Here is a 21,367-nt window from a genome sequence, read left to right as displayed (position 1 = left end):
TCTCATACCCATCTTCCTTTTCTGCCTTTTATAAAATCATATCATAAATAAATAGTATTTTCAATACCATTTTCAGAAATTTGCAACAAATTATATATTAATATTCATTTTCCTATTAATTTTAAATATAATATAGGCAAAAATGCAAGAAAAGTATTATTATAATCCAATATTTTTATTTAGACTTAAATATTTTTTTAAAAAACCCCTTATTAGATTCTTCTATTCTTTTTACTTTTTCTTTTAGCCCTGCTACTTCATAAGATTTTTCTTTTACCTTCATCTTTAATTTTGCATTCTCACAGATTAAAACATCCCTTTCCTTACTAGTTAGCTCTTTTCTTAATTCTTCAATTTCATCTTTTAATTTCATTATCAATTTTTCTTCATTTTCTTGATTTGAATCTAAAATATTTTTTATTTTTACAGCAATTTCTTCAGTGATTACTTCTCCTAGATTGGTACTAATTTCTTGTGATAATGTATTAAAATCTATTTTTTGTAATGAATCCGAAGTAGTTACTGCTTCTTCTTGATTATTAACAAGAATTTCAGGGGATTTTATTATTAATTTAATTTGTTTATTGCTAAAGCCTTTGTCTTGTAATGACTTTATGTACTGGAGCATCTCTATTTCCTTATAGGTATAGTATCTGTGATTAGAATCATTTCTAGGAATATCAAGTTCAAATTCTTTTTCATAATATCTTAAAACATGCGGAGGATAATCAGTTATTTCAGATACTTCAGAAATAGTATGTTGTTTCTCTAAATCTAGATCTAGCATATATTCCGCCTCCTTCATATTATTCCTCTTATATAATAACTATTCTTTAAAAACTTGCTATTTCCTTTTTATATAATACATATTTTCCAAAGTATTTATTGACATAATGTACTATATATCTTAATAATATAATTTCTATGTCAAATAAAATAAAAAAATAGGGACTGAATCATCAGTCCCTATTTTTCAATAGATTTCTCCAACAATTTAACTAACAAATCTACAGAAGAATTAATATCTTTTTTTGAAGCCATTTCCACAGTTGAATGGACATACCTAGTAGGTATAGAAATTGCTCCTGTAGGAACTCCATCTCTAGTTAAATGAATCGCTCCTGAATCTGTCCCTCCAAATTCCAATACTTCCATTTGATAAGGTATATTATTTTCCTCTGCAATTTCTATCATAAGATTTTTTACTTTAGGATGAGTAAGTATTGAATTATCTTTCACTTTAATAGCTGTACCCTTATTTAATCCAACAGCAAATCTTTTAGCCTTTGGAGTGTCACCAGTTGAAGTAACATCAATTGCAATACTTAAACTAGGGTTAATCTTATAAGCAGAAGTTCTAGCTCCTCTAAGACCAACTTCTTCTTGAACAGTGAATACAAAATACAAATCGTTATTGCTACTTTTAATTTTTTTAATAGCCTCAATAGCTACAAAGCATCCAATTCTATCATCTAAACATTTAGAAAAAATCACATTATCATTTTCAGAAAAACCTGACTCATAAACACAAATATCTCCTATATTGATCTTTTCTACTGCTTCTTCTTTATTTGAAACTCCAATATCTATGAACATATTTTCAAGTTTCAATTTTCCCATATTATCTACAGGCTCTGAAAATATAACTCCAACAGTCCCATTTTCAAAAATAACTTTTTGTCCAAGAGATATAAAAGGAGAAATTCCTCCTATATTTGTAAATCTTAAAAAACCTTCATCATCAATATCAGTTACCATTAAACCTATTTGATCCATATGAGCTGCAATCATTATTTTTTTGCCTTTCCCTTTTTTTCTCCCAATTAAATTACCTAATGGATCTATTTCAATTTCATCAACATAATCTTTAATTTCATCCATTATAAAGTTCCTAATATTATTCTCATTTCCCGATGGTGAATATATCTCTACTAGTTTCTTAGCTAACTCACTATTAAAAGCCATTTAAAAATCCCCCTTTTTAATTTCACTTAATATAGATTTTAAAAGTTTAAAAGTATTCTCATAGTCTTCCTTTGCCATGACAGATATAGGTGAATGTATATATCTACATGGTACTGAAATTGTTGTTGTAATAGATCCTTCTTTAGTTTGATGAATTTTACCTGAATCATTTCCTCCAAAACTAGTTTTCCTAAATTGATAAGGTATATTGTTTTTTTCCGCAATATTAACTATATATTTTCTAAAATTAATATTAAATAATGTTGTTCTATCTATTAAAGATATAGCAGGCCCCTTTTTTAACTTAGTAGGAATTAAATGTTCGTCTGTTTCTGGAGAGTCTGAACAAAGAGTTCCCTCTAAAATTATACTAATTTCAGGTTCAACGGTATAAGTTGCTGGTCCAGCTCCTACTAAACCTACTTCTTCCATAACAGTAAATACAGCATAAAAACCGAATTTTGTATTTTCTTTAATCAAATCTATAAGAAGACTACATCCTACTCTATTATCTAAAGCCTTGGCTTTTATTAAATCATTTCCAAATTCTATGTATTCACTATAAAATATTGCATAGTCTCCTATAGAAATTAAGTCTTCTGCCTCTTCTCTGCTGTTTGCACCTATGTCAATATAAAGTTGCTCTAATTTTAATGCTTTGAGACGTTCTTCCTTTTTCTGCAAATGTATAGGTTTAGCACCTATAACACCTGGTATTTGTTTTTTACCAACTATTACAGGTTTAGATACAAGAATTCTTTCATCTATTCCACCAACAGTTGTAAATTTCAAAAGTCCGGAATCATCTATATCAGTTATAATAAATCCTACTTCATCCATATGGGCTGTTATCATTAACTTAGGAAAACTATTCTCTCCTTTTTTATAGGCAATTACATTTCCTATTTTATCAACTTGTATTTCATCTACATAATCTTTTATTTCCTCAATGATTATATCTCTAACATCTTTTTCATTTCCTGAAACTCCAGAAGCTTCAGTTAATTTTTCTAATAACATAATAACCCCTCCAAATTTTCATTTGAAATTGAAGATATAAAGAAAGTTAATAATTTTGCTGTATTTTCTATATCTTTTAAATCAACAACTTCAACAGAAGTATGCATATATCTTAATGGAATAGAAATACATAGAGTAGGGATACCTTGTCTAGTAATTTGGATGGCTCTTGCATCAGTTCCTGTAGGACCAGGATCTACTTCTAATTGAAACGGTATATTATAATCTTTAGCTACACTTACTAGTTTTTCTCTCAATCCAGGATGAATATTCCCTCCTAAAGTAATTCCTGGCCCTTTACCCATTTCTAAAGTATCTTCTTTAGGTAATTCAGGGGTAGAACCAAATCCTACATCTATTGCAATACCTATATCAGGGTTTATATTATATGCACTTGTAGCTGCTCCTCTGCATCCTACTTCTTCTTGAACAGTAGATACAAAATAAATATCAGGATGATGATTTATAGTATTTAATTTTCTGATACATTCATATAATGTAACTACTCCTGCTCTGTCATCTAAGGCTTTACCAGTTACTCTATTACCTTGCAATTTTATTAACTCTCTTTTAATAGTAATACTATCCCCTATTTGCACAATATTTTTAATATCTTTTCTATCTAAACCTAGATCAATGGACATATCTTCTATCTTTACAGAATTGTTTCTCTCAGCTTCTTCTTGTAGATGAGGAGGTTTTGCACCTATTATGCCAAATAAGTTCTTTTTACCATGTACTATAACTTCTTGGCCTAAAAGGGTTCTAGGATCTATCCCTCCAATTGTTGAAAATCTTATAAATCCTCCATCTTCAATGTCTGTAACTATCAACCCAATTTCATCCATATGTGCTGCTAACATAATTTTAATTCTATCCTTATTGTTACTTAAAGTACCTTTTTTAATAGCTATTATATTTCCAAGATTATCAGTTCTTATTTCATCAGAATATTTATCAAAAGCAGAAATAATTGTATCTTTAATTTTGTATTCATAGCCAGAAACTCCATGAGAATCAGATAAAATTTTGAGAAAATCTTCTGTTTTCATTAAAAACGCCCCCTTATTGGTCTTATTATACCATAATTTTTAATTATTAGATTGTCTAAATAATTTTTCTATAAAAAAATGTTCTCACAGGCTTAAAGTTATATCTATCTGGTAGAATAATCTGCTCAGTACTTCCAACAAATAGTATTCCTTCATCTGATAAACTATTATAGAATTTCTCATATAATAATTCCTTTCCCTCTTCAGTAAAATATATCATTACATTTCTACATATTATTAAATCTATATTTTTAGGAAAAGAATCCTTTAATAAATCCATTTTTTCAAATTTTACACATTCTTTTATCTCGTCTTTTATCCTATAGTTAGATTTTAGAGGAGAGAAGTATTTATTTTTAAATTCTATAGGTAGATTTCCTAACGCTTTTTTATTATATATACCAATTTTAGCCTTCTTTATGGCTTCCATATCTATATCTGTGGCTAATATATTTATATCTTTTAAATTGAAAAATTTACTTAATAACATTACCATAGAATAAGGTTCTTCACCTGTAGAACATGCACTACTCCAAATCCTAAGAGGCTTGTCCTTTTTCTTAATAAGACCAGAAAGAATATATTTTTCTAAAACTTCCCATTGTTTCGGATTTCTATAAAATTCCGAAACATTTATAGTTAGATAGTTTACAAATTCGTTTAATAATTCCTCGTTATTTTTTAAGCTAATAAAATAATCATCAAAGTCTTTAAAATTATTTCTAGTAACTAAAGAACCTATTCTTCGTTTCATTTGCTTTTCTTTATAAAGATTTAAATCTATATCTATTAGCTCTTTTACTTGTTTTTTAAATACTTCATATTTTTCCATGATTCAACCCCTTTGCATTATTGTATACCTCTTATTTTAGCAATAAAAAAGAACTGTGGCAAATAAAAGCCACAGATTAATGTAAAGGGGGTCTTGATGTATTTTGTGAGGTCATTTAATATCTTTGACAATTAAATTTTTTTTATACATAAACCCCCAAAGTTTTATTCTTTATCTTTTATTATTTCTTCAATAGTACTATCAATTTCTTTATTTTCTATAACATATTCTTCATTTTCCTCTTCATCTAATGCTTCTTTCATACTAAGACTAATACGCTCTTTATCTTCATTTATATCCATGATTTTAACTTTAACCTTTTCTCCAATTTTCAATTTATCAGATGGCCTATTTATATGTTCATTTGAAATTTGAGATATGTGAACTAAGCCATCTACTCCTGAATCAAGTCTTACAAATGCACCAAAATCTAATAAATTAACAACATTACCCTCAACAATATCTCCAATATTACATTCTTCTATAAATATTTCCCATGGTTTTGGAAGTGTTTGTTTTAATCCAAGAGAAATTCTATTTTTATCTTTATCAAAATTTAAAACCTCAACTTTAATTTCTTCACCTTCACTTATGACTTCAGAAGGATGCTTAATTTTATTCCAGGATAGATCCGAAATGTGGACTAAACCATCAATACCTCCTATATCTACAAAAGCACCAAAGTTTGTAATTCTCTTAATTTCTCCCTTAATTATTTTTCCTATCTCAAGATTTTCCCATATTTTCTCCTTCATTTCATTTAATTCTTCCATTTCTACTTCTTTTCTAGATAATATTATTCTATTTTTGTTTCTATTAAAATCAGTTATTTTTACTAAAAGAGTTTTTCCTTTATAATTCTCTAAATTTTTAACGTATTTTACAGATAACAAAGAAGCAGGAATAAATGCTCTTAAACCATTTACAAGAGCTATAACTCCACCTTTAACTATTTCTACTACTTTACACTCTACTTTTTCTTGGTTCTCATATATTTGTTCAACTTTATCCCAATTTTTTATAGTTTCTACTCTCTTAGTTGAAAGTACTACATTCCCCTCTCCATCATCTAAGTTAAGCACATATACTTCTATTTCATCATCTTCTTTAAAAAGTTCCTTAGGAGAAAGATTAGGTTCATTTGAAAGTTCTGATCTTTCTATGATTCCATCGGATTTATATCCTACATTAACTATTACCTCATTATCAGTAACAAGAATAACCTTTCCCTTCACAATGCTTCCACGTTGTAAATAAATCATAGAATCTTCTATGGCTTTCATCATTTCATCATTATTTATATTTTCCATTTTATCAATTACCTCCTTAATGATCCAATCAGGTGTTGAAGCACCTGCTGTTAATCCCACAGTTTCATATCCTGAAATAGTTTCTAATGATAAATCATCAATTGTTTCAATATGATATACATTTTGACAGTATTTTTTACTTATTTCTACTAATTTATTTGTATTTGAGCTATGATATCCTCCAATTACAATCATTGCCTCAACTTTTTTCGCTATATCTTTACAAGAATTTTGTCTTAGGCTTGTAGCATTACAAATGGTATTAAATATCTCCAATTCATCAACTTTATTTGAAACTATATCTACCAATGTATTAAATTTATCTAAAGTATTGGTTGTTTGCGATAATATACATGCTTTTTTTAAATTAGGTAAATTTTCCGCTTCTTCTTTATTATTAATAATTATACCTTCATTATTGCACCATCCATTTATTCCAATAACTTCTGGATGTTCTTTATCTCCAATAATAATAATTTTATAACCATTTTTCCAATACTCATTTGCCTTTTTATGAATATTTTTTACATAAGGACATGTACAATCAATTACATCTAGATTTTTATTCTTTATATTTTCATAAATATTATTAGGAATACCATGAGATCTTATGATTACTTTTCCGTTTTTAATATCATCAATAGAATTAGCAACTTTTAAGCCTAAACCATTTAATTTTTCAACAGCTTGTTTATTGTGTATGAGAGGTCCTAAGGAATAAATAGAATCATTTTCTTTTTCTAATTCATCTGTACTCATATCTACAGCTCTTTTAACACCAAAACAAAACCCCGCATTATCAGCTATAATAATCTCCATTTTTTTCATCCTTCCAAATAAATTATTTTAAAGAATATATTGCCTTCATTATCTCTTGACTAAGAATTTTATAATCCTCTGTTCTAATTTTTTTATTATAATATTCACTAAAATATATAGGTTCTCCTATGTTTATTTTAATTTTACTGAAAGGTTTATATTTAGATTCAATGTGTATGGGAACTATTGGTGCCTTTGCTTTTATACTTATTAATGCAATACCAGGTTTAGCATTTTCAATATTTTCTTCATAAACTCTGGTCCCTTCTGGAAATATACCTAGAACTTCATTATTTTTTAATACTGTTAAAGAATTTCTTATTGCAGACAAATCTGCAGACTTCCTATCTACCGGAAATGCTCCTAATGCACTTACTAACCAACCTAAAAATTTATTTTCAAATAGCTCTTTTTTGGCCATAAATCTTATTCTTCTAGGAATAGCTATACCTAAAATAACAGGATCTAATTCACTAATATGATTAGAACATAGAATAACCTTCCCCTCAGTAGGTATATTCTCTTTCCCTGTTATTCTAAATCTAAATATAATTCTAAAGATAATATTACCAATTAAATGACAAAACTTATAGAAAAATAACATCTGTTACCTCCCTTCGACTATATCAACTATTAAATTGACAGATTCATTTATAGATTTATAAGTAGTATTTATTTCAATAGCGTCCTTAGCTTTTTTTAGAGGACCAATAGCTCTAGTACTATCCAATTCATCCCTTTTTTCAATCTCTTTTTTTATTTGTTCCAATGAAATACTTTTTTCACATTTTTGAATTAAATCTTTATATCTTCTTTTAGCTCTTTCTTCAATAGAAGCAGTAATATAAAATTTAAAATTTGATTTTGGAAGAACTACAGTACCTATATCTCTACCATCCATTATAATATTTTTATCTTTAGCAATATCTCTTTGTAATCTAATCATACCATTTCTAACCTCTCTAATTTTTGCAATATCTGATACATTTTGACTAATAATATTATCTCTAATCTGCTTGTCTACATTTTTATTATCTAAGTAAATATGTCCATTTATAAAATCTATATAAGTGCTATTTAATTCTTCTATAATTTTAATTTCATCATTTAAATTTATTCCTTTTTCTAGTACTTTAAGAGTAAAGGCCCTATACATTGCACCTGTATCAATATATTCTATATTCATTTTCTTAGCAACTAATTTAGAAATAGTACTTTTTCCTGCACCTGCTGGTCCATCTACAGCAATGGAAATATTATTATATTTATTTTTCATAATTAAATCCTCCTTATGTAAAACTATAACCACCATTTGGTGGTTTTGTTATTCTTTATTTATTTAAATCAGGTCTTAAGTTTTTTGCCTCCTTTAAATAAACATGCTTTACACTATTTTGACCTATACTAGAATCATACAAGACCATTACTCGTATACATTTTTTCAAATTATCCAAAACTTCCATTTCATTGAAGCACATTAGTGCAGCATTTTTATATCCAATAACTCTAGCAGCTTTTGCAGGATATTCTTTGTTTAAATCTCTGGTAGAGGAAAACAAAATACTAATTACTTTTTCTTTATCAAGATTATTTTTTCTTTCTATTTCTTTTAATAATTCAATAGTATTTGAAATTATACTTTTACTATTATTTTCCTCTACTGTAGTAGCACCTCTTATAGCAATAGTACCCATTATACCACTATCCTTTTTTATTATATATTAAAAATATTAATCTCTCAAGCTATTTTAGTTTTACATTTCCTAATATTTCAATACTTTGAGATGTAGATACAATTGTATCCAATTTTGGACTTTCAATATTTTTACTAATACCAATTAATTTTACTGTAGCCTTATCCATATATTTTGTTCCATCAATTTCAATTAAATCATTATTTGAAACATTTATTTCAATTTCATCTTTTTTTGAAAAATCTCCTTTCTTTTCACCATTAATTAATATACTGATATTCTCTTGACTATTATCTTCAAGTTTTAATATTATTACCCCATTTTCTAATTCATTAAATTTATTCAAGGAGATATATTTTATATCATTATTAAATTTAGTTGTGCTTATTATATTTTCATCTTTTATATTTATAAATTGTATACATATTAAAGAAATTAAGCCTATTATAGCAAAAGTTAAGATAATTGATTCAATTTTCTTAAATAAGTTGTCCATAGTATCCTCCTATACATTATTTTATATATTATAGTTTATGTAATAAACTTATAAATAATGTATAAGAAAACTAGTTTTAAGTTAACAATTGATACCCGCTAAATAACCAGTAGAATATGCATTTTGTAAATTATATCCTCCAGTTAGAGAATCTACATCAATTACTTCGCCTGCAAAAAATAATCCTTTAACTAATTTGGATTCCATAGTAGAAGGATTTATTTCTAAAGTAGAAATTCCTCCAGATGTAATAATAGCTTCTTCTATAGGTCTAAATTTAAGAAAATTTAATTTTAATTTTTTTATATTTTCTATAAGTCTAATACGTTCTTCTTTAGTTATTTGATTAATATATTGACTTTCATTAATATTCGACAATCTTAATATAATAGGAATAAGTTTTTGGGGTAATAAATCTTTTAATCCATTTTTAATTTGTTTATTATTATATTTATCAAAATCTTTTAAAATTCTATTATCAAGTTTTTCAAAAGATAATGCCGGTTTTAAATCTATATAAAGAATTATTTCTTCCTTTGCTGATACATGTTTATTGATAATATTACTCATAGTTAAAATTATTGGACCTGTTAGTCCAAAATGAGTAAATAACATTTCTCCAAAGTTTTCATATGTTTTTTTATTTCCTATATAAGCTGATATGCTTATATTTTTCAATGTTAGTCCTTGCAAATCTCTAACCCATTTTTCCTTAGTTTCACATGGTACTAATCCAGGCTTTAATGCTATAGTTGAATGTCCTAAATCTTTTGCAAATTTATATCCATCTCCTGTAGAACCTGTTATAGGATAAGATTTCCCTCCTGTTGCAATTATTACTTTATCAAAATTTTCACTAGAACTATCCTTAAATGTTAATGTGAAAAAACCATCCCTATGAGAGACTTTATTAACTTCTTTATTTAATATTATATCTACATTCTTTTCAATTAAAAATTTTTCAAAAGCCTTTATAATATCACTAGATTTATCTGAAACTGGAAAAATTCTTCCTCCTCTTTCAACTTTAGTTTTAAGACCACATTTATTCAAAAGAGCTAATATATCCCTGTTAGTATAGCTATATAATGCACTATATAAAAAATCTTTATTAGTAGTCACATTATCTAAAAAAGTCTCCACATCAGCATTATTAGTTATATTGCAACGACCTTTTCCAGTTATAAATAATTTTTTCCCTAGTTTGTTATTTTTTTCAAACAATTTCACTTCTTTATTTCGAGAACTTGCAAATCCTGCAGCTATTATACCAGCAGGTCCTCCACCTATTACTGCTACCTTTTCTTTCATTGATTTTCCTCCTAATACTTAAGATGACAAGTATCATTAAATAATTTCAGAACATTATTATAATCCCTAAATTCAATAATACTTAAACTTACATTGTCTAAAGACATTTTACTAAAGTAACTAATATCCATATCTAATAATCCTATAATTATAGTTTTAATTGCGGCACTATGAGATACTACTAGAATATTTTTATTTGGATTTAATTCGGATATTCTATTAATGCCTTCCATAGTCCTCTTTTGTAAATCTGATAATGTTTCAGCATCTTCTAATTTTAATTTGTGAGGTTCTTTCATCCATAAAAGATGTTTTTCATAATGTCTTTCAATAAGGTCTTTTTTCGTAATTCCTTCCCAAGAACCAAAATTAATCTCCCTAAAATTTTTATCAGAATTAACTTTTAGTTTTAATTTATTTCCAATAACTTCTGCAGTTTTAAAAGCTCTTTTTAAGTCACTAGAATATATATTGTCTATTTTTTCATTAGACAACCTATTGGCAATTTCTTCAGCTTGTTTTATTCCTTTTTTAGTTAATAAAGTATCTCTTTGTCCTTGAATTTTCTTTAAAATATTCCATTCTGATTCTCCGTGTCTTACTAAATATAGTCTTTTCATAGCTAGTCCTCCTTAAATGGTTATATTAATAGTATAGTCTATTTTTAAAAAATATGTAGTTATTTTTATATTTTATTTTTATATCAATTATGATAAGATTTATTATGATATTTTATAAGAAACAAATAGAATCCCTAAACTTAAGGATTCTATTTGTTTCTTATATTTTCATTTTGTTTATTAGTAAAATTGTAAACACTATGTTTCTTCCAAATATCTTCCAAGTCTTTAAAGTATTTAGTTATGTCATCTCCCTTTTTCATACCTATTGCAATTACCAATGCATTTATTAAACTCATCGGTGCTACTAGTGAATCAACAAATGAAACCATGTTACTACTTGCAAGAAGAGTTATATCCGATATTCGAGCAGCAGGTGAAATTAAACTATCTGTTATTCCAATAACCTTACATCCCTTCTCCTTTACATAATTTAATGCATCTAAAGTTCTTGTTGAATATCTTGGATAACTAATTCCAATAACTACATCTTTGTCAGTAACTTTAAATAATTGTTCAAATATATCATTAGGACCTGCAGTTACAACTGTTACATTTTCTATTATAAAATTTAAATAAAATCCTAAATATCCTGCTAAGAAAGATGAGCTTCTTAAACCTAGTATATAAACTTTTTCACTATTTAAAATTTTATCTACTGCATCTTGGAAAACATCAAAATCTATTTCGTCAACAGTTTTATTAATATTAGACATATCTTTTTTAAAAACTTTTTCAAATAAATTTTCCTTACTAGAGCAATTATCAACTAATGATATTCTTTGAACAGTAGTTAATTTGTTTTTAATCACTTCTTGTAACTCATTTTGCAAATCTCTATATCCATCATACCCTAAGGTATCTGCAAATCTAACTACTGTTGACTCACTTACTCCTACTTTCTCTCCTAATTTAGCAGCTGTCATAAAAGCCGCTCTATCATAATTCTCCATAATATACTCAGCAATTAGCTTTTGACCTTTACTAAGCTTGGCAAAATTCTGTTGTATTAATTTTATTAGGTCTATATTGTCCTTCATTGTCCACTCCTTCATATCTTGTTATTAATTTAAAACCTTCTTCTAATGCCGCCTTATTTATTGTTTCAGTTCCTTTAGGAACTCTATTTAATACAGCTTTTTCCAGCTCTACTTTGTCTACAACTTTAATAAGTCCATTTAAACTTCCTAATGCAATCATATTCGCCACCATAGGCCTATTTAATACATTTTCTGCAGTTTCTAATATAGGAATAGTATATATATATATATCTTCTCTATTAGGCTTATTTCTTACACTACTATCTATTATTAAAGAGCCACCTTTCTTTAAAGAATCTATATATTTATCACAGGCAACTTGAGTTAATGCTAATAATACATCACAATTTCTAACTTTAGGGTAATTTATTTCTTTTTCACTGATAATAACCTCAGCTTTACTTGCTCCACCTCTTGCCTCTGGTCCATAGGACTGTGATTGGACTACATGTTTCCCATCTGAAAGTGCTGCTTCTGCTAAAATAATACCAGCTAGTATTAATCCCTGTCCTCCAGAGCCGCTTAATCTTAATTCTCTTTGTACCACAATATCACCCCTTCTTTAAAAAGAATTTACCAGCCTTTTATACTCTTCCGTATATTCTGGCCTAATACTTTTATGCAATTCACCAACTATGATTTTCCCTTTAAGTTTATCTTCATCTAATTTTTTAGCTGCATTTATACTAATAGATTGATCCCTTAAAAATTTCATCATATCTACAGCATTTCCTTTTTTATTCTTTCTTCCATAATAAGTAGGACATATTGTCACTGTTTCTATAAAAGAAAATCCCTTGTTTTTAATACCCTCTTCTATTAGTTTAACAATTAGTTTTGGATTAAATACTGTAGATCTTCCTACATATGTTGCACCTGCACTAGTAGTTAAATCACAAAGATCAAATTGAGTATCAATATTTCCATAAGGTGCAGTAGTGCCTTTATCACCTCTAGGAGTTGTTGGTGAATATTGACCTCCTGTCATTCCATAAATATTGTTATTATAAACTATGGTGGTAATATCAATATTTCTTCTTGCAGCATGTATTAGATGATTCCCCCCAATTGCTGCCGAATCTCCATCTCCAGTAATGACTATAACATCTAAATTAGGGTTAGCCATTTTAATTCCTGTAGCAAATGCAAGAGCCCTACCATGAGTTGTATGTAATGTATTAAAATCTAAATAACCTGAAGCTCTTGATGAACAACCTATTCCAGAAACAATACAAATTTTATCTCTATCTAGTTTTAAATTATCTATAGCTTTAACAATTGAACGTGTAACTATACCATTTCCACAGCCAGGACACCAGATATGTGGTAAGCTATTAGTTCTAAAATAATCATCTACTATTTGACTAGGCAATTTTTAAACCTCCTTAATATAAGATAATATTTCATCAGGAGTAATCAGCTCTCCATTAACTCTACCATATTTATATACATCTGTTGATTTTTTAGCTATTCTATCTACCTCTAGATAATATTGTCCTAAATTCATTTCAACTACTATTATCTTTTTCACAGTTTTGGCTAACTCCAAAATTTGTTTTTCAGGTGAAGGCCAAATTGTAATAGGTCTAAACATACCGACTTTTATATTTTCCTTTCTTGCCATATCTACTGCACTTTTTACCGATCTAGCAGTTCCTCCATATGCTATTAAAGCTATTTCTGCATCTTCTAAAAAATATTCATCATATTTTACTATATCTTGAGTATTTTCTTCTACTTTTTTGGTCAATCTATTTATTAAACTCTCTGCTATTTTTGAGTCATTAGTTGGAAAACCATTTATATCATGAACTAGTCCAGTAACATGATATCTATAACCTTCTCCAAAGCTTGCCATGGCTGGAACTAAATCTCCGTCATTAATTTCATAAGGGTTATAATCTTCAGCTTTATCTTTAGGTTTTAATCTATCTACTATTTCAATTTCATTTTCATCTGGTATTTCTATCTTTTCCCTCATATGAGCAATTACCTCATCCATTAATATTATAACTGGTGTCCTATATCTTTCAGATAGATTAAAAGCTTCTATAGTGATTTCATAGGTTTCCTTTACAGAATATGGGCTTAAAGCTATAATCGGATGATCACCATGTGTTCCCCATCTAGCTTGCATTACATCTCCTTGAGCAGGTGATGTAGGGAGTCCTGTACTAGGCCCTCCTCTCTGAACATCTACTATAACACAAGGAACTTCTGCCATTGCAGCATATCCTATATTTTCTTGTTTCAATGAAAAGCCTGGTCCACTAGTTGCAGTCATAGACTTTAAACCAGTTAAAGAAGCTCCTATTACTGCACCTATACTTGCTATTTCATCCTCCATTTGAATAAATTTTCCCCCAATTCTAGGAAGTTTGGCAGCAGATATTTCAGCAATCTCTGTAGATGGAGTTATAGGATAGCCAGAATAAAATCTCATACCTGCTGCAATTGCACCTTCTACACAAGCTTCATTGCCTTGCATTAGTTTTATATTTCCCCTTTTCATTTATTCTTACCTCCTAAATAAATAGCATAATCAGGACATCTTAGTTCACATTGACCACATTCAATACATGAATCTATATCTTCAATATTTACTTTTCCATCTTTAATACTAAGTACATCTCTAGGACAAAATGCCACACATATTCCACAGCCCTTACACCATTCCTTATTTACCTGTAGCTGCTTTAACGTTTTTTTAGGCATTACCCTACTCCCCCTTTTATAATTATTTCTTCAATTAAATAATACCAAATTAATTATATAATTGCAAGATTTATTTCATTTTTTATTTATTTCTTTATTTTTTGCAAGTTTAGATTCACCCCTTGTGTTTATTGTCATAAAAATAAAAGCCTGATTAGGCTTTTATTTATATTGGGTAGGTTTTAAATTCTTCATTTACTAAATTAGTATCTATTTTATATTTTTTTGCTTGCCTATTTTTAAAATACTCTAGTGCTATTTGAGGAAATAAAGCATAAGACAATACATCTTCATCTTGTTCTATATATTCTTTAATATCTTCTTTTAAGTTCCCTAGTTCTGGCTCTAATAAATCTGCAGGACGTCCCGTAAAAACTTCTTCATCTCCAATTATTATTTTTTTAATATCTTCCTTTATAGGTATAGTTGGCTTTCCATACAATCCCTTAACATAATTTTTAACTTCTTTAGGTATCATTTTATATCTTTCACCTAGAACAATATTAAATACTGCTTGAGTTCCTACCATTTGGCTCATAGGAGTTACTAGAGGAGGATATCCTAAATCTTCTCTTACTTTTGGAACTTCCTCTAAAACTTCCTCAAACTTATCTAGTGAACCTTGAGCCTTCAATTGAGATACTAAATTAGATAACATACCTCCTGGTACTTGATACTTCAAAGTTTTGGCATTTACCTCAAGTACCCTAGAATTTAATAAACCTTCCCTTATGTATTTTTCTCTTATGTCTTTAAAATACTCAGATATTTCTAAAAGCAAATCCATATCTAACCTTGGATCGTATGAAGAATCTTTTAAAGATGCTACCATGGGTTCAGTTGCAGGCTGACTTGTTCCCATTCCAAATGGAGAAATTGCAGTATCTATTATATTTGCTCCTGCTTCTATTGATTTCATATAAGTTTGATTTGCTATTCCACTAGTAAAGTGAGAATGAATTTGTATTGGTACATTAACCTTATCTTTAATTTGTTTAACCAATTTTTCTGCAGTGTATGGAAGTAATATACCGGACATATCTTTTATACATATTGAATCTGCTCCCATTTCTTCCATTTCTATTGCTAGATTAACATAATAATCAATATTGTGAACTGGACTTATTGTATAGGATATTGCAGTTTGGGCATGCCCACCTGCTTTTTTAGTTGCGTTTACAGCAGTTTTTAAATTTCTAGTATCATTTAATGCATCGAATACTCTAATTATATCTATTCCATTCTTTATAGATTTTTTAACAAACTCTTCCACAACATCATCAGAATAGTGTTTGTATCCTAAAAGATTTTGACCCCTTAGTAACATTTGAAGTTTAGTATTTTTGAAGTTTTTCCTTAAAACTCTAAGTCTTTCCCATGGATCTTCATTTAGATATCTTAAACAAGAATCAAAAGTAGCTCCTCCCCATACTTCTAGAGAATAATACCCTACTTGGTCTAACTTCTTCGCAATGGGTAGCATTTCCTCTGTTTTCATTCTAGTGGCTATTAAAGATTGGTGGGCATCTCTTAAGATTGTTTCTGTTATTTTTACTTCTGACAAATTTACCCCTCCTAATTAAGTTTTTCTACACCATACAGTATTGGTGGATTATTAATTTGATTAATAAATTGAAACTTCAAAACACTATATTTTTTTTGATTTAGTTCATATAAAAACTTTTCAATTATTTTCTTTTCTTCTAATCCTCCTATATGGCCTGTATAACTAGTTACTAAAAGAACGCCATTTTGATCTAATAACTCTAATGAAGTTTTTATTCCCTGTATAGTTGTTTCAGGCTTTGTAACAATATTATGATCTCCCGTTGGTAAATAGCCCAAATTAAATACTACAAGTTTTATTTTTTCATCTTTTATATAATTTGAGATGTTTTCATGCCCATCATGAATAAGTCTAACTCTATTAGCCAGACCCTTTTCTTTAAGTCTTTTTTTAGTATGATCTAGTGCATCTATTTGAACATCAAACCCATAAATCTTACCTAAAGGTCCTACTAGTTCAGCTAATAATAGAGTATCATTTCCTTTTCCTACAGTGCAATCTAGTACAATATCTCCTGGCCAAATTGTTTCTTTCATTATTTTTTTTGCAAGTTCTACAGCATTTTTAAAATATTTATAATCCAATTTGTTTCAACTCCATAATAAATTTATGTTAATCTAAAATTTATTTATAAAATATAATTATATCTATGCCTTATTATATAAAAAATATGGCAATTTTAAATGCCATATCCTAATTATGACAAAATGTTAAAGATTCTTTAAATACTCTATTTCCTCATTTGTTAAATACTTCCAACTTCCTATCTTTAAGCTTCCTAATTCTAAATCTTCAATAGCTATTCTCTTTAAAGAAATTATCGGATGATTTATAGCATCACACATTTTTCTAATTTGTCTATTCTTTCCTTCATGTATCTCCATTTCTAATAAAGAACTATCTTTATCTTTATTTAATACCTTTATGCTTGCTTTTGTAGTAATATAATCATCTATTTTTAATCCATTTCTAAATTTTTTAAGCTCTGTTTCTGTAGGAATTCCTCTAACTCTTCCTATATATCTTTTCTTAATCTCATTACTAGGATGAGTTAATTTATAAGTTATTTCCCCGTCATTTGTTAAAAGTAATAGCCCTGAAGTATCATAATCTAATCTTCCTACTGGATATATTCTTTCTTCTATACCTTGAATTAAATCTATAACTTTCTTTCTGTTAAATTCGTCTTTAACTGTAGTTACATATCCAGTAGGTTTGTTCAGCATTATATATACACTTTTTTCTTCTATTTTTATTACTTTTCCATCTACCTTTACTATATCTTTCTTTAAATCCACTTTACTTCCTAACTTCTGTATAACTTCCCCATTCACCATTACTCTTCCTTCTAAAATTATTTCTTCTGATCTTCTTCTTGAGGCTATACCACAAAGAGCCATATACTTTTGTAATCTCATAGAAACTCCCTCTTTTCTTTAGATTAATTATCTTTAATATTTTATCTTAAATTAAATATTTAGTATAAATATTTAACAACCCACTATCTTCGACCCTCTTCTTTATTATTTTTTTATCTTTAGTGTATAGATTCATATTCTCCATTCTTTTGAAATAACTATCTCCAGCAAAAGTATATCTTTTTCTAAGCCCCTCCTTACTCCTCATTCTTTCATTAGTATAAGCAATAATATCACCTATGGCTAGAGATCTTGGTAACTCTAGAAGCTTATATTCCTTAATCATTCTAACACTATTATGTCCTGCTAAACTTCCTGTTGATATAGCTTCAGTATGTCCTACAAATAGTCCTGACTTTTCTCCTCCACAAAATAAATTATCCACGCCTTTTACTTTCATGGTATTATCCCTAGGTGCCATAGATAAATATCTTACAGAATTTCCTATGCCACCAGAATAAGGATCTTCATATCGAGCATTTTCTAATCCCTTAATTTTTCTTAGTTCATCTAAAGGATAAAAAGATGTCATAAGCTTTGCATGGCCAGTATCTAGTAATATTAGATTTTCTGCATATTCTTTTAAGGCATATTGTTCACATACTTTTTTAGATAGTTTACTCCTATCAATATCTTCTTTAGGTACTGGAATTATAACTACTCCTTTTTCATTTAATTCTTTTTTAATATCATCACTTAAAGAGTCTTTATTTAATTTACAAGAACCGCTAAAAGCTCCATAGGTACCATCACTTTTTTGACCTACTAGGTCTTTAACTCCTGCTTTTTGACTAATACTAACTCTAGGACCAAAGGTAGGACATCTTAATATACACATAGAACAACCATTTCCATATTTCAAACAATTCCCCATAGGCCCTGTAGAACCTGTTGTATCTATAAATACATTTCCATTCACAACTTTTTCATCATCAAGTACTACACCTTTAATAGTTTCCTTATCCATTATAACATCTACTACTCTCTTTTTAGTCATAATCTGAATATCTAAATTATTAAGAAGTTTTCTTACTTCTGGTTCTACTTTAGTTACATCATATAAGCTGCCATGCTTATGACCAGGAAATTCTATATTTTTATGCCTTGATAATCTATCAGTTATTTCAAATAATTCATAAGCCCCTAAATATATATTTTCTTCTGTTGCAGTAAAACGTCCATTATTTCTCATTATACCTCCTACATTTCCTAGACCAAGAAGCATATCTGTTTTCTCTATTAAAATTACCTTAGCCCCTGCTTTTTTAGCAGATATGCTAGCGGCACACCCTGACCAGCCCCCGCCTATTATGACAACAGTATCCAATTAAATCACCTCACTAATAAAATATTTTTTGTTGGATTTTTGCTTTACATAGCTTTACTCTTTGTCCTTCTTTTATCCTATTAGTACAAGCTCCACATACACCTTCTCCACAACAAATCTTAGAATTATTTGTAGTCATAAATTTAATATTTTCATTAGTATTTTTTATTATTTTATATATTGATTCATGTAGTAAATCTGAACCAGCACTAAATACTAACTTTACATTTTCATTTTCTATTAATTTCATAATTATTTCTGTATCTTTTTCTATTTTTCCCTCTATTATTTTTATTTTTTCTAAACTTGTAAAATTATTTATATAGTTATTTTTAAATTCTCCTGGATCCAGAAATAATATTACATTGTTATTATTTCTTATCATTTCTTCTATAGTTAAATTTATAGAAGCCTGCCCCATACCTTTTGAGATTACTAGACAATTAGAATCTTTTATTTCTTTTAAATATCTAGCTCCTAAAATACCATTCCAATAGGGACCTCTTATTATATATTCAATATTATTATTTAAAGCTTTTGTCTTAGAACCTCTAATTTTATATAGTATGCTTATATATTTATTATTTTCTGTTTTCAATATAGACATTGGTACATTAAAATATTCTTTATCTTTACTTCCTCTTAAAATTATATAAGAACCTGCCCTATTTAGTTCCTTTACAAGTTCCTTTTCTGTTTCAATCTTTAATAAATATAATTTATCTTCTATTTTTTTCTTTTCAATTAGCATTCCTTTATAATCTTTCCTACTATCTTTAACTTTTTTATTATTCATATAGTACTCATTTAAAATACATACTCCATTCCATTCACAATCACAAAATTCTCTTCCCTGTAGTTGGGAACAAGTTATACAATCCATAGTATCTGCTAAAATACAAGGACAGTATTCTGTTCCTGCATCTACACAATTAAAATTTTTAGCCATAAAACCTCCTCCTATTTTTCCATCTAATATTAAAATATTTATTTAAAAATATTTTGTTACAGTTTTAGGCAAATTAAAAAAGAGCTTATAAGCTCTTTTTTAATTTCTTCAAAAAACCAATTCCTTTAATTTCTTCTTTTGCTATTAAGTTACTGGTATATATTAGCTCCCCATCTAAATACACAGATATTTTCCCAATTATATCTCCTTTATTTACAGCGGCTTCAATATTTTCAGGTAAATTTATAGTTACCTTTATCCTTTCTTTCTCCTCTTCTTTCAATGGCAAAATACAGCTTGAATCTGTAACTATTGGTAAATATTCTTTGTTACCGTTTTCAACTTCTATATTTTTTATAAATTGCCCTTTATCATATATAAAATATGGTTTATAATTTTCAAATCCATAATCTAATAACTTATAACAATCATTAAACCAATCTCGATCATTTAGAACTACTGAAACTAATTGCATGCCATTTTTAGTAGCACTAGATACTAAACACCTTCCTGCTCTTTTTGTATACCCAGTCTTAACTCCATCTCCACCATCATATTGCCACAAAGTTTTATTTTTGTTATAAAAATAATTATTTTTATCCCTATTTGCTGTCCATGATTTGCTACTTACTATTTCTTTGAAAGTTTCATGTTTCAATGCTTCTCTAGAAATAAGTCCTAAATCATAGGCAGTAGTATAATGATTTTCGTCTTCTAATCCATGGGGATTAGTAAAATTTGTATTTAAAGCACCTATTTCCTTTGCCTTATCATTCATTAAATTAACGAAGTTTTCTACATCTCCACCTATATGGTCCGCTATTACCATAGCAGCATCATTTCCTGAACGAAGCATTAAACCATATAACAAATCCCTCAAACTTATCTTTTCCTCTTCATATATATATATACTTGAACCTTCTATTCCTACAAAATCTTTTTCTACTTTGATTTTATCATCTAAATCTCCATTTTCTAATGCTACTAAAGCTGTCATTATCTTTGTAGTACTTGCCATTGGCATCTTTTTATTAGGATTTAGAGTATAAAGTATTCTTCCAGATTTCACATCTATAAGTATGCTGCTTTCTGCATTTATTACAGGGTCAGTATATGATATGGAAGTTATAAAAAATAAAATTATAAAGGATATAATAACAACTTTAATATTCAATTTTCTACCTCCATTTATATGAATTCATTCTTCTATAGTAAATAACAGAAGCAGAAAT

23 protein-coding genes are annotated in these 21,367 nt (G+C 28.0%); all 23 read right to left on the bottom strand.

Annotated features, from left to right (window positions below; all coding sequences use genetic code 11):
* Positions 1 to 175 precede the first annotated feature (175 nt).
* The 23 genes from NSA23_RS00930 to NSA23_RS00820 all read right to left on the bottom strand — a co-directional run bounded on the left by NSA23_RS00930 (position 176) and on the right by NSA23_RS00820 (position 21,309).
* Positions 176 to 787, bottom strand: a complete 612-nt coding sequence (locus tag NSA23_RS00930) for a helix-turn-helix domain-containing protein (protein ID WP_042681894.1) — start codon at positions 785 to 787, stop codon at positions 176 to 178.
* 179 nt (positions 788 to 966) lie between these two features.
* A complete protein-coding gene (locus tag NSA23_RS00925) occupies positions 967 to 1,965 on the bottom strand; it encodes a M42 family metallopeptidase (protein WP_042681896.1) in 999 nt (332 codons plus the stop codon).
* Complete coding sequence (locus tag NSA23_RS00920) at positions 1,966 to 2,985, bottom strand: M42 family metallopeptidase (RefSeq protein WP_042681898.1); 1,020 nt, start codon at positions 2,983 to 2,985, stop codon at positions 1,966 to 1,968.
* Positions 2,976 to 4,037 (bottom strand): M42 family metallopeptidase, encoded by a 1,062-nt coding sequence (locus NSA23_RS00915; RefSeq protein ID WP_042681900.1) that lies wholly within the window; start codon positions 4,035 to 4,037, stop codon positions 2,976 to 2,978. The genes NSA23_RS00920 and NSA23_RS00915 overlap by 10 nt, the downstream gene beginning before the upstream one ends.
* A gap of 55 nt (positions 4,038 to 4,092) precedes the next feature.
* On the bottom strand, positions 4,093 to 4,869 hold the full coding sequence (locus NSA23_RS00910) for a CheR family methyltransferase (RefSeq protein ID WP_042681902.1): 777 nt from the start codon (positions 4,867 to 4,869) through the stop codon (positions 4,093 to 4,095).
* 164 nt (positions 4,870 to 5,033) lie between these two features.
* Positions 5,034 to 6,998: a bifunctional 4-hydroxy-3-methylbut-2-enyl diphosphate reductase/30S ribosomal protein S1 gene (locus NSA23_RS00905; RefSeq protein WP_042681904.1), complete on the bottom strand. Its 1,965-nt coding sequence runs from the start codon at positions 6,996 to 6,998 to the stop codon at positions 5,034 to 5,036.
* A 22-nt stretch (positions 6,999 to 7,020) separates the two neighbouring features.
* Positions 7,021 to 7,602, bottom strand: coding sequence for a lysophospholipid acyltransferase family protein (locus NSA23_RS00900; protein ID WP_042681906.1), 582 nt, complete (start codon positions 7,600 to 7,602; stop codon positions 7,021 to 7,023).
* 3 nt (positions 7,603 to 7,605) lie between these two features.
* Positions 7,606 to 8,274 carry a (d)CMP kinase gene (cmk, locus tag NSA23_RS00895; RefSeq protein WP_042681908.1) on the bottom strand — a complete coding sequence of 223 codons (669 nt, stop codon included), beginning with the start codon at positions 8,272 to 8,274 and terminating at the stop codon, positions 7,606 to 7,608.
* A 55-nt stretch (positions 8,275 to 8,329) separates the two neighbouring features.
* A complete protein-coding gene (aroH, locus tag NSA23_RS00890; RefSeq protein ID WP_042681909.1) occupies positions 8,330 to 8,692 on the bottom strand; it encodes a chorismate mutase in 363 nt (120 codons plus the stop codon).
* Positions 8,693 to 8,741: 49 nt separating this feature from the next.
* Entirely contained in the window at positions 8,742 to 9,188 is a 447-nt protein-coding gene (locus tag NSA23_RS00885) for a hypothetical protein (protein WP_042681910.1), read from the bottom strand.
* An 81-nt stretch (positions 9,189 to 9,269) separates the two neighbouring features.
* A complete protein-coding gene (locus NSA23_RS00880) occupies positions 9,270 to 10,499 on the bottom strand; it encodes a BaiN/RdsA family NAD(P)/FAD-dependent oxidoreductase (protein WP_042681912.1) in 1,230 nt (409 codons plus the stop codon).
* A gap of 11 nt (positions 10,500 to 10,510) precedes the next feature.
* Positions 10,511 to 11,119: a histidine phosphatase family protein gene (locus tag NSA23_RS00875; RefSeq protein WP_042681915.1), complete on the bottom strand. Its 609-nt coding sequence runs from the start codon at positions 11,117 to 11,119 to the stop codon at positions 10,511 to 10,513.
* Positions 11,120 to 11,268: 149 nt separating this feature from the next.
* Positions 11,269 to 12,159, bottom strand: a complete 891-nt coding sequence (locus NSA23_RS00870) for a MurR/RpiR family transcriptional regulator (RefSeq protein ID WP_042681917.1) — start codon at positions 12,157 to 12,159, stop codon at positions 11,269 to 11,271.
* Positions 12,104 to 12,706, bottom strand: coding sequence for a 2-oxoacid:acceptor oxidoreductase family protein (locus NSA23_RS00865; protein WP_042681919.1), 603 nt, complete (start codon positions 12,704 to 12,706; stop codon positions 12,104 to 12,106). Before NSA23_RS00865 ends, NSA23_RS00870 begins: the two co-directional genes overlap by 56 nt.
* Positions 12,707 to 12,721: 15 nt before the next feature.
* Positions 12,722 to 13,531 carry a 2-oxoacid:ferredoxin oxidoreductase subunit beta gene (locus NSA23_RS00860; RefSeq protein ID WP_042681920.1) on the bottom strand — a complete coding sequence of 270 codons (810 nt, stop codon included), beginning with the start codon at positions 13,529 to 13,531 and terminating at the stop codon, positions 12,722 to 12,724.
* A 3-nt stretch (positions 13,532 to 13,534) separates the two neighbouring features.
* The gene (locus tag NSA23_RS00855) at positions 13,535 to 14,671 is read right to left on the bottom strand and encodes a 2-oxoacid:acceptor oxidoreductase subunit alpha (RefSeq protein ID WP_042681922.1); all 1,137 of its coding nucleotides are present in this window, start codon (positions 14,669 to 14,671) and stop codon (positions 13,535 to 13,537) included.
* Entirely contained in the window at positions 14,668 to 14,874 is a 207-nt protein-coding gene (locus NSA23_RS00850; protein WP_042681924.1) for an indolepyruvate ferredoxin oxidoreductase subunit alpha, read from the bottom strand. The genes NSA23_RS00855 and NSA23_RS00850 overlap by 4 nt, the downstream gene beginning before the upstream one ends.
* Before the next feature lie 166 nt (positions 14,875 to 15,040).
* Positions 15,041 to 16,438, bottom strand: a complete 1,398-nt coding sequence (locus NSA23_RS00845) for an oxaloacetate decarboxylase subunit alpha (RefSeq protein WP_042681926.1) — start codon at positions 16,436 to 16,438, stop codon at positions 15,041 to 15,043.
* Between the two features lie 11 nt (positions 16,439 to 16,449).
* Positions 16,450 to 17,025, bottom strand: coding sequence for a tRNA 5-(aminomethyl)-2-thiouridylate-methyltransferase MnmM (gene mnmM / locus NSA23_RS00840; protein WP_042681928.1), 576 nt, complete (start codon positions 17,023 to 17,025; stop codon positions 16,450 to 16,452).
* Positions 17,026 to 17,151: 126 nt separating this feature from the next.
* Positions 17,152 to 17,859, bottom strand: coding sequence for a pseudouridine synthase (locus NSA23_RS00835; RefSeq protein ID WP_042681930.1), 708 nt, complete (start codon positions 17,857 to 17,859; stop codon positions 17,152 to 17,154).
* Positions 17,860 to 17,905: 46 nt separating this feature from the next.
* Positions 17,906 to 19,186, bottom strand: a complete 1,281-nt coding sequence (locus tag NSA23_RS00830; RefSeq protein WP_042681932.1) for an FAD-dependent oxidoreductase — start codon at positions 19,184 to 19,186, stop codon at positions 17,906 to 17,908.
* 13 nt (positions 19,187 to 19,199) lie between these two features.
* Positions 19,200 to 20,135, bottom strand: a complete 936-nt coding sequence (locus tag NSA23_RS00825) for a sulfide/dihydroorotate dehydrogenase-like FAD/NAD-binding protein (RefSeq protein ID WP_042681934.1) — start codon at positions 20,133 to 20,135, stop codon at positions 19,200 to 19,202.
* Positions 20,136 to 20,220: 85 nt separating this feature from the next.
* Positions 20,221 to 21,309, bottom strand: a complete 1,089-nt coding sequence (locus NSA23_RS00820; RefSeq protein ID WP_050069813.1) for a D-alanyl-D-alanine carboxypeptidase family protein — start codon at positions 21,307 to 21,309, stop codon at positions 20,221 to 20,223.
* Positions 21,310 to 21,367: the final 58 nt, after the last annotated feature.

The organism is Anaerosalibacter massiliensis (assembly GCF_024623155.1).
GTDB lineage: Bacteria > Bacillota > Clostridia > Tissierellales > Sporanaerobacteraceae > Anaerosalibacter > Anaerosalibacter massiliensis.
This window is presented reverse-complemented; position numbering and strand designations above follow the sequence as displayed.